Raw genomic sequence first — 8,801 nt, forward strand, 5'->3', positions numbered from 1 at the left:
AATCCTAAAAATAAGAGTAAGATTCGCTATAAATATCACCATTATTTATTATATTTCTAAGTGTTGCTTTAGAAATATGAAGATCAAACTCCACAAGCTTTTGCTCAAGATTGTGCAATCTTTCTTTGAAACCTGCACCGTACCCCTCAATCAATGGCAAAACGTGCTGATTTATTGCAAAATCTAGAGGCTGAACTTGTAACCCTTCGATTTCATTAGCAATATAGCAATACCTCTTCATTGCATTATATTTTCTTTGACTGACTCTAACAGAAGTAGTTCTGGTAAGAGGAGCTTTTAATATTTCTATTATTTCATCAAGTAAGTTCTCCTCTTCCGTCGTAAAAGAAGACTCATATAAGCTCACATCAAAACAACTTTCCAACCATTCGTTTTTCACAGCGCCTTCAAATGCTAAAGATCTTATAACGTTCGATTTAAATTCTGCGTTGTGATTTAAACCTATTACGGGTACCCGGTCGATTAACCTTGGCGATAAACGTTCAGTTGACGCATCATTGTTAATAGTTGCTATAAAACGCACACCATCAGCCACGGTAATATATCTTTCGTCTTCAGATGGAATGCCAGAATCAATTTTTCTATTTCTTCCTTCGGGATCACACATACCTAGAAAGTCTGACCAATAGTGTTCGACGCTAGACAGGTTGGCCTCATCAAGTAGAATTATTTTCAAATAATCTGGATTATGATCACTCTTCAAAAACTCATAAAGACCTGTACGGGCTGGCTGGTAAACGTCTTTTAAGGAATTATAAAATCCTAAGATGTCTCGGCTTGATACCCAAGCTCTTCCGACTGGAATATTAATAAAGTTACTAGTATTGTATGTATTCTCACCATTAGTCAAGCCCATATTTTGAGCTAATCTAATAGCCGTGGAGGTTTTTCCTGTTCCCGGAGGGCCTGATAAAATTGTCATGAATGATTGATTCAAGCATATAATTAAATTCGCCATTTCATCAAATGAAAAATTCCTTCCATTATCGTTGCTAAATGAATCAACTAAGTAATTAATGTATTCTTTTCTGTTTTCTTTATTCAGTTCGATAGTTGATGGATTTATCTTTGTTTTATATATTTTCGGCGTGCTTTCTCTTGCCCTGCCACCATTCAAGAGAGTTTTGAGGTTTTGTATTGTTTGTATCTCTACAGTTTTTTCCAGAAGCTGTGGAGAGTTCAAAGTTGCTTTTTTAAGTTTAAGTGCTTTCTCAGCTGATTCTTTGTCTTTTTCAATATCCTCTTTAAGCCTTTTCAGATAATTTATTTCTTCATTCAGAGAATTATAATCATTTACCCTAGACTCCATTGAGTAGAATTGTTCAAGCTTAATGCTTGCATTTTTAATGTTTTCTTCTAACTCAGCATTTTTTTCCGTCAAAGCCTGCTGTTTTTGAAGGAGAAGGTCATGAGCATCTTCAGCAGACTGTTTTTTTATTCTCTCAAGTTCTTCTCTAGCCCTGACCTTTTCATATTCAACATTTTTTAATTCAGAATCTAATTCTGCTTTTTTATTTGTTATTAGCCTTTCTAAATCACTTATCTCTTTATTTAATTTACTCTTCTGTACTCGAGTAACTTCCTCTAGTTCTTTAGACTTTTGCTTAACCAGCAGGTCTTTATTTTTGCTGAAATAATCATCTAAATAAAGCCTGCCATCCCTACTTTCTGCTAAAAACTCTTGAACAATCTCTTGGCCGAATGGACTTGAATCTAAAAATTCTCCAAGTAGCTCCTTAAGTCTTTTAAGACGCTCGCTATTCTCTAATACTTTATTCTTCTTAACATACTCATCAATCCCTTGCGACAACTTTTGCGCTTCACTTTTTCCTAAAGGAGATTTATTTTTCGAAAATCCATTTCCAAATCCATTTTTGGTGAAGTAAGAAACAAGCCTTGTATCTGAAATGTAATCTTTTTGCTCAAACAATAAACTGGAGAGGTCTTTCAAATTTTTAATATATTTTCTAACTTCACCTTTAATAATTAACTCATAAGAAAAATCATTAGCTATAATTTCCTTTAAATCAAACCTTGCTATATGGTCTTGTTTAAGCTGTAAGGGTGACGGTGTAGATAAAGGAGATAATTGCCAATTGTTATCTTGTTTGGAGGCTTTAAACGGTCCATATACATAGCCCTCATTCTCAATAAAGAATTGAGCGCTAGGGGCGTCAATATCATGACCAAGGAAACCTGTTTTTATATCGGGGAGAGCAGATTTTATAATTGGAATAAAGTAGCTTTTATCGAGCCTTTCTACTTTACTTCCAAGTCCAAAATGCTTTTGATGTCTTGTATTAATTTTCCAGTCATCATCATTGCTTTCGTAATATTCATTAAGAATAAATAATTCATCATATCCAAACTGCTGGCTTATATTCAAAAATCCTTTGGAAATAAATATTCCTCCATTAGGAAAATCGCTAGGATCAATTTTTTCATAATTTCCATTTTCATCAAGATAAGCAACAGGAATCACAAGCCCCATATCAGGGTTAACTGTATGATTTTCTTCCTTTATAACCAATAACCTGTTCATAGAACCTCATTCGAAACCATAAGAAACGTTAATATTAATATGCTACTATTAACATGTTGAAATCATTATTAAGAATTAGCTTAATTATGAGCATTCCTTATAGAACGACTTGAAACATTTAGCAATGGATGGTAGTTGAAAACTTCTTGTTTTTGGTAAGTGGCAGGTATTGATTTGAACTCCTTAGCTCGCCAAAAAGAATTATCATTAAATTCAAATGGTTAATTATTCCGTTTGAAGCCACAATAAAAAGGAATGCATATCCTGGTCAACTGGCCGTCGGCTGAGAAAAAAATGCCACGGCAGAGCCGTGGCTGAGTCAACGGAGGAACAGGCTTTTACCCCCGGACCTCACGATATGATGCAGGTTCCTGAGCCGGTGAAGCGGGCTCATCGCTGACGAGATAAAGCACCTGTCCGGGTTGAGGCGCGCCGGACGCGCCTTTGTGTCCGTCAACATGCTCACCGCCGTCATAGCAGTCGTAACCGCTGAGCCCGCTCACGGGCTCGCTGTAGCTGTGACGCACCTCGCAGTCAAACACCGCTGAGATTTCCCCGACAACCTCACCTGACGGCGGGAGCCAGGGCATATCCATCTGCAGCGTAAGACTGTTAGGCGTATGGCGCTGCCAGTTGACGTTGTGCCCGGCCGGCCACTCCATGCCGTACTGCCGGCAGTAGAGGCTGGTTGTGGTCGACACACCGGACATCAGCCCCCCGGAGCCGTTCAGCTCTGCTGCCAGCCGCGTAGGTATGACGGCCAGCATATCGCAGGGCTGGGAGCGTTCAGGATACTGGCTGAGCCGCTCCCAGGCAGTTGCAGCATGAGACTCATCGCCGGCGCTGACCAGACCAAACCAGTCGGTATACTGTCTGGCAATCAGCTCCGCCATAACCTCACGTGCCGGGTCGGGAATATTCTCCCATTTCAGCGCGCCCAGACCTGACTGGTGATAAAGCCGGTCCACGGCTCTGATGGTTTCCGCATCGAGGATGGCATCCTTCAGCAGGAGCGCCAGCCAGCTTTCAAACGCCTGATTGGCCGCAGTGGAAAGCCCGGTGCCTGCACGGACCAGCCCCTGACAGGGCGGATACGACGTGGTCCGCACCGGCTTGAGTATCCCCGCCGCGCCAGCCAGAAACAGCTGTATGCTCTGCTGCACTGCGTGGCGGTGACGCGGTACGTCAGTGCCGTTTATCCACTGCAGCATGACATCGATGCAGACTGATTTACCGGTGATTTCCAGGCGGTTATGACACCATTCGGACATAGTGAATACTCCTCTTTCATAAAAAAAAGAGGACACAGCCCCGTGAGGAGCGGCGTCCTCACGGGACGGCGACAGTTACGGAATAACCGTCACCGGATAAGTTAATTACGCCGCCACAGCCTGACTTTCAGGCAGTGCCAGCAGATATTCCGACGCTTCCCGGGCATGCCGGCAGGCGCGGAACAGGGCCTTTTTGTCAGATTTCAGCACCTTCAGCCAGTGGTCCACATAGCTGTCGTGCTGAACCTCACCGAACACGCCGAGCTGAGCACACAAAAACGCGCTGCCCATTTCGGCGATGAGCTCCTCAAAGGCATACACCGGGTCCCCGAACTGCCGGGATGAGGAGGTTATCCCCTCCCGGTTAAGTCGCTTCGCATGACCGGTACTGTGTACAAGCTCATGCAACAGCGTGGACCAGCAGTCCGCTTCCGTAAAAAACTGCTCAGCCATCGGCATCACAATTTCATCCGTCAGCGGGCGGTAATATGCCCGGTTCTGAGGCAGCATCCGGTTTTTAACCCCAGTGGCGTTAAACATCCGGATCACCCTGTTCATCACGTCCGGACAGAGTATGCCGTCCTCATCCACCGTCGGTGGTTGCTCAGGTGAAGCCGCAACCTCTGCCGGCAACCCCTCACACTGCTCAGCGTTGAACAGCTGCAGGGGTTTGAGCATCGGCACGGTTTCCATCAGCGGTTTACCGTCACTGTCATAAAGGCGGTTGCCTTCGCGATCCTCTGCCTGCTTCGTCCAGTCCTTATAAACCACCGCCAGGGTGGCTTTCTCACCCTTACGCACCTGCCCGCCAGCCTGCTGCGCCTGCCGGTAAGTCATCCAGCGGTTATTGCGAAAACCCTGCTCTTCCGCTGACATCCAGAGAAGCAGGACATTCACGCCGCTGTAGTGACGTCCGGTTGTGGCATTCAGGGGCAGACCGGCCAGACCGCTGCCGGCAGCCGCGCGCCACGGCTTACGCCAGGGCGCTACGCCGTTTTCCAGCGCGACAACAATGCGGTCGGTGATCTGGCGATAAAGGTCAGTCGGTTTTGCCGGACGGCGAGCCGCCTTGCGTGAAGTCGTTTTTTTCATGAGATATACCTTTAATCAGAGGCATACCCCTGCGCCGGCGAGCGCAGAGATACGCCCGTCGACGGGAAATTCAGAGGTCAGTTACCATGCGGCATAAAACCACAGGTATTCATGTTCAAAGTCAAAATCACTGAGCAGGCTTTCCAGCCTGTCACGCAGGGTGAAAACGTACTGCAGCCGGCGCTGAAGAAGCGGATTATCCTCATTCCCCTCTGTAAATGTCGCAATCGCACAGTCCAGCCTCTCTTTCAGTTGCTGAATATGCTCGCGTGACAGTTCCAGACAGGTCGCGTTTTCCACCTCACCGACGTGCTTATCCAGCCAGGTAATCAGTGAAAAATCGCGGCTCAGTTCACACACCGGATGATACGGTGCCGGTACTGCGACGATCTGCCGGTGCTGGCTGTAGAGAAAAATATCCAGTCCCATACGGGCCTCCTTCGGTTCAGAAAGAGGCAGGAATCTTTCCGGCAGGAAAAGTCCCTGCCGGGGTGAATTAACGTCCGGTTATTCGCAGCGCCCCCTGCGGGGTCACCTGCGATAACCTGGCCTGCAGCCTGCCACAGGCGTTCAGAAAAGTTTGATGATCTTCAGGCTTCGCCCGCTTACAGCTGATGAAGGCCGCCTGCGTCAGCAGACGCACGGCGTTTTCACGCCAGCGGCAGAGTTCATCAGGCCCGACACAGGCACTGAAGTGACAGACTGCACTCGCCAAAAGCTGATCGGCCTTCTGGCGATACTGCGCCACTTTCACCCGGTCAGTCGCAGCGGTGAGCACCTGTATCTGTGTGTCGGTAATCAGGAGCCTCAGGTCCGTCCTGCCGGACAGTACAGAGGTGGCTACCGCGTCGCTTATCGACAGTGATTCAATGAAATCATCGCCGCCGGCAAGCAGGCGTGCCGTGTCGTACCAGTCCTCATTTTTCTGAGGGTGACACCCTGCGGCATACGCAATACGCGGCACCGGATCGTTGCCCTGCCAGGCACCGGTGGCCGGCATAAGATAAACACCCTCATCCTTTGCCAGGTGAAGCTGGCCTCCCTGCATACGGGCGGTTAGCAGGACGTTAGTCAGGTCTTTATTGTCGAAAAAAAGCATGGGGCTCTCCTGTAAAAACGGGAGAGCCGCTCCGTCCGGAGTCATCTCTCCCGACGGGGTTAAAGTCAGTACTGTTTAAAACGAGTCAGATTTTTCCGCGACCCGCTTCAGTTCGTACAGATGGAATTCCGCCAGCACGAAGGCATTCCAGTCCTCATTGCTCAGCACCCGCTCACCACCGGAGAGCAGCTGCAGCAGCAGGGAATCAAACGCGCCCTCGCCTACCGGTGTTTTCAGTACCGACTGAGGCGCGGTCAGCGTCGGCTGCTCAGGCAGACCGAGATGTTGTTCAATCCAGCGTAACGGTAACGCCCAGCTGCGACCCTCGTCTGAAGAATGTATCCGGAAGCTGTCCGGACACAGGTTATGCAGCAGGACCATCACAATACGTGCAAAGAAATCGCAGGGCTGATGCTGAAAATCCAGCTCCTGGATACTCAGCGTATTGCGGTTGCGCTCCCGCTCTATAGTCATGTTGACCGGCCAGACACTGCCGCCTGTGTCGCCACGAAACGCCATGACATCAGCAACCGGAAACAGGTCAGCCGCGCGATTAAGCGACGGCAGATACGTATTCCCCGGACGCAGACGCACCGGCAGTTGCCAGAAAGTTTCTGTGACGACCAGAACGAAAGCATGCCAGTGTCGCAACGGAACCGTGCTGACATGCTCGATGGTGTAGACAACCGACATGGAAGCCGGCGAAGAAAACTGGTTTTTCATCGATAAATCCTCCGCGAATAAAAAAGGGGGGATTTATCCCCCGGACGGGAGTAAATCCCCGTCAGGGTGTGTTCTGTCTGCTGATTACATCCGTTCGAGAGCCGCTATAGCCCGATCACACCGGGCATCCTGGATACCTTCATCCACGGCCTTCTCCCAGAAGGGCCGGTTAATTTCTTTTCCCAGCTCGTCCAGCGTGAAGAGCAGATTTTTAGACGTATCAGGCAAAGGCGGAATATCGCCTTCCCCGAGTAAAAAGACAAACCAGCCATAAGCTGTGCCGGTCCCAATGATGGAATCTTCCAGAAACGTCAGTTCATTCGTTTCATCCCGGTCCGTATGAAGATCGAGACGCTGAAATGCCCTGATGCTCAGGAGTTCACTCTCAAGCAGGCAAAGCCAGCTGAGCGTGTCCAGTGGAGTTTTAAGCGTATAAACGTCTGTGTGCATGGGTATATCCTCAGGTAAATAACGGGATATCCCCGTCAGGGTCCACAACATTTCACGGTCACGGCCTTCATCAGCCGATCAGTGCAGTGCATATGAATCAGATTGCTCCTGATACACATATTCAGGATTAAAGCGGAGGCGTTGCAGCACAGCTAACGACAGTGGATCAGCGAAATTTATGCCAGAAACGGCCACACCATCCAGTATGTCGCCGGCCTTAACCCGGGAAGAATATCCGTAATACTGACACCAGACGCAAAGTTCGGGGTCAGCCGGATCACAATCACCGAGCGGTGCGACAAAAACCTGTTCGCCACAGGAGACGTTATCTCTGAGGATTTCGCCCCTGATGAAAACGCCACTTACGGGGCCATACTGAGCGGGACATACATCCCGTCGCGTCTCAGACATCGACAGAATACGAAAAGTGACGTCGTGCAGTGCTTCAGTCATGAGAATGCCCTCCGGAAAGAAAACGGTAGCGCAGGTGTGCCAGATGCTGTGCCTGACGGCAGGCATGGCGGTATGCGTTTCGACGACCTGTTATTCCCTCAGGAAAGGAAACCGGCAGGCGGTGAAAAACATACTCGGCGCGGTGGCAGCCTGTACGAACGGTAAGAAAGACGTTAACGCCCTGGTCTTTGACAGAAGAGATATGAGCACGGACGGCATAATTGCCCGAGCCGTTGACATACCAGTTGCTGTTGCGATGCAGATAAATGAAAGATTTCAATTTCCGGACAGCTGCGTCAGCAGACTGCTGAAGCTGAGTAAGGATATGTTCAGGGAAAATCGCAGAAGAGATGACAGACATTGTGTTTCTCCATAAAAAAAGGAAACACCTGCCCGAGCGGGAAGTGTTTCCCGTCGGGGAGTCAGAAAAAACAACATTCTGACTGTCTGGTTAGTACAGAAGGAACCTTTATCGTCGCGTCATAGTGCGCTTAAATTGACGATATCTGCTCTCAAAGGTGTGCAGATTTACCAATTTTTTGCCCCTTTTCAGGTTACAGGAGCTTTTGTTGTAGCCACCCGAAGGCGATTCTCACAGGCTACTGAATCATTGGTGGTTGCAAAAGCAACGTATAAGCCTGTTCATTTTCAAAACAAAACGCAGATCTGTCAAGCCGCAGATAACCTTGTGTACTGAATCATACAACAAGTATTGGATGAGACTTATACTGAACCATCCCCCCAACCATCTCAGGAAGATGATCATGGAACTCATTACCCGCCTTGTTTATATCGATACATCTGCCTATGAACGAAAGCATTTTCAGTTTGGCTTATACATTCTTGAAAAACTGGAGAATTTTGCATCACATGATAAAGTGCGTATCCTTGTTACTGACATCACACGCAGAGAAATTGAATTACATATTCGTAAAAACGCTGAGGAAGCCTTAAAAGAACTTAATAAATTTCAGAAAACGTATGCCCCGATACTGAGAACTACTCCGGCGCATGTACCAACAGAGATATTCGTAAAACCAGGTAATGCTGCCAACTTACTGATTTAGTGTATGATGGTGATTTTAAGGTGCTTGCGTGGCTTCCATTTCCATCAGATGTCCTTCCTGCTCCGTTACTGAAGGCGTGGTGC

At 47.8% G+C, this 8,801-nt stretch carries 10 protein-coding genes; 1 reads left to right on the forward strand and 9 read right to left on the reverse strand.

The window, feature by feature from the left end; genetic code table 11:
• Window positions 1–4: 4 nt before the first annotated feature.
• From JK232_RS21665 to JK232_RS21705, 9 genes are all read right to left on the reverse strand, one after another.
• A complete protein-coding gene (locus JK232_RS21665) occupies window positions 5–2,563 on the reverse strand; it encodes an AAA family ATPase (protein WP_016807927.1) in 2,559 nt (852 codons plus the stop codon).
• A 338-nt stretch (window positions 2,564–2,901) separates the two neighbouring features.
• Window positions 2,902–3,834, reverse strand: a complete 933-nt coding sequence (locus JK232_RS21670) for a DUF1281 domain-containing protein (RefSeq protein ID WP_016807928.1) — start codon at window positions 3,832–3,834, stop codon at window positions 2,902–2,904.
• A gap of 105 nt (window positions 3,835–3,939) precedes the next feature.
• Window positions 3,940–4,926, reverse strand: a complete 987-nt coding sequence (locus JK232_RS21675; RefSeq protein ID WP_016807929.1) for an ArdC family protein — start codon at window positions 4,924–4,926, stop codon at window positions 3,940–3,942.
• An 81-nt stretch (window positions 4,927–5,007) separates the two neighbouring features.
• Window positions 5,008–5,355 carry a hypothetical protein gene (locus JK232_RS21680; protein ID WP_016807930.1) on the reverse strand — a complete coding sequence of 116 codons (348 nt, stop codon included), beginning with the start codon at window positions 5,353–5,355 and terminating at the stop codon, window positions 5,008–5,010.
• A 67-nt stretch (window positions 5,356–5,422) separates the two neighbouring features.
• Window positions 5,423–6,025, reverse strand: a complete 603-nt coding sequence (locus JK232_RS21685) for a DUF3085 domain-containing protein (RefSeq protein ID WP_016807931.1) — start codon at window positions 6,023–6,025, stop codon at window positions 5,423–5,425.
• Window positions 6,026–6,100: 75 nt separating this feature from the next.
• Window positions 6,101–6,748 (reverse strand): hypothetical protein, encoded by a 648-nt coding sequence (locus JK232_RS21690; RefSeq protein WP_045282253.1) that lies wholly within the window; start codon window positions 6,746–6,748, stop codon window positions 6,101–6,103.
• 84 nt (window positions 6,749–6,832) lie between these two features.
• Window positions 6,833–7,198 carry a hypothetical protein gene (locus JK232_RS21695; RefSeq protein WP_016807933.1) on the reverse strand — a complete coding sequence of 122 codons (366 nt, stop codon included), beginning with the start codon at window positions 7,196–7,198 and terminating at the stop codon, window positions 6,833–6,835.
• 78 nt (window positions 7,199–7,276) lie between these two features.
• Window positions 7,277–7,651 carry a hypothetical protein gene (locus tag JK232_RS21700; protein ID WP_016807934.1) on the reverse strand — a complete coding sequence of 125 codons (375 nt, stop codon included), beginning with the start codon at window positions 7,649–7,651 and terminating at the stop codon, window positions 7,277–7,279.
• Complete coding sequence (locus tag JK232_RS21705) at window positions 7,644–8,012, reverse strand: hypothetical protein (protein WP_045282254.1); 369 nt, start codon at window positions 8,010–8,012, stop codon at window positions 7,644–7,646. The genes JK232_RS21700 and JK232_RS21705 overlap by 8 nt, the downstream gene beginning before the upstream one ends.
• 403 nt (window positions 8,013–8,415) lie before the next feature.
• Between JK232_RS21705 and JK232_RS21710 the strand changes: the two genes are divergently transcribed.
• A complete protein-coding gene (locus JK232_RS21710; RefSeq protein ID WP_016807936.1) occupies window positions 8,416–8,718 on the forward strand; it encodes a PIN domain-containing protein in 303 nt (100 codons plus the stop codon).
• Window positions 8,719–8,801: the final 83 nt, after the last annotated feature.

This window comes from Nissabacter archeti, from assembly GCF_018257325.1.
Taxonomy (GTDB): domain Bacteria; phylum Pseudomonadota; class Gammaproteobacteria; order Enterobacterales; family Enterobacteriaceae; genus Chimaeribacter; species Chimaeribacter arupi.

Bases quoted from the DNA above. Each gene is read 5' to 3' on its own strand.
- JK232_RS21705 (WP_045282254.1), bottom strand. From the start codon at position 8,012: ATGTCTGTCATCTCTTCTGCGATTTTCCCTGAACATATCCTTACTCAG.
- JK232_RS21700 (WP_016807934.1), bottom strand. From the start codon at position 7,651: ATGACTGAAGCACTGCACGACGTCACTTTTCGTATTCTGTCGATGTCT.
- JK232_RS21665 (WP_016807927.1), bottom strand. From the start codon at position 2,563: ATGAACAGGTTATTGGTTATAAAGGAAGAAAATCATACAGTTAACCCT.
- JK232_RS21685 (WP_016807931.1), bottom strand. From the start codon at position 6,025: ATGCTTTTTTTCGACAATAAAGACCTGACTAACGTCCTGCTAACCGCC.
- JK232_RS21695 (WP_016807933.1), bottom strand. From the start codon at position 7,198: ATGCACACAGACGTTTATACGCTTAAAACTCCACTGGACACGCTCAGC.
- JK232_RS21680 (WP_016807930.1), bottom strand. From the start codon at position 5,355: ATGGGACTGGATATTTTTCTCTACAGCCAGCACCGGCAGATCGTCGCA.
- JK232_RS21710 (WP_016807936.1), top strand. From the start codon at position 8,416: ATGGAACTCATTACCCGCCTTGTTTATATCGATACATCTGCCTATGAA.
- JK232_RS21690 (WP_045282253.1), bottom strand. From the start codon at position 6,748: ATGAAAAACCAGTTTTCTTCGCCGGCTTCCATGTCGGTTGTCTACACC.
- JK232_RS21670 (WP_016807928.1), bottom strand. From the start codon at position 3,834: ATGTCCGAATGGTGTCATAACCGCCTGGAAATCACCGGTAAATCAGTC.
- JK232_RS21675 (WP_016807929.1), bottom strand. From the start codon at position 4,926: ATGAAAAAAACGACTTCACGCAAGGCGGCTCGCCGTCCGGCAAAACCG.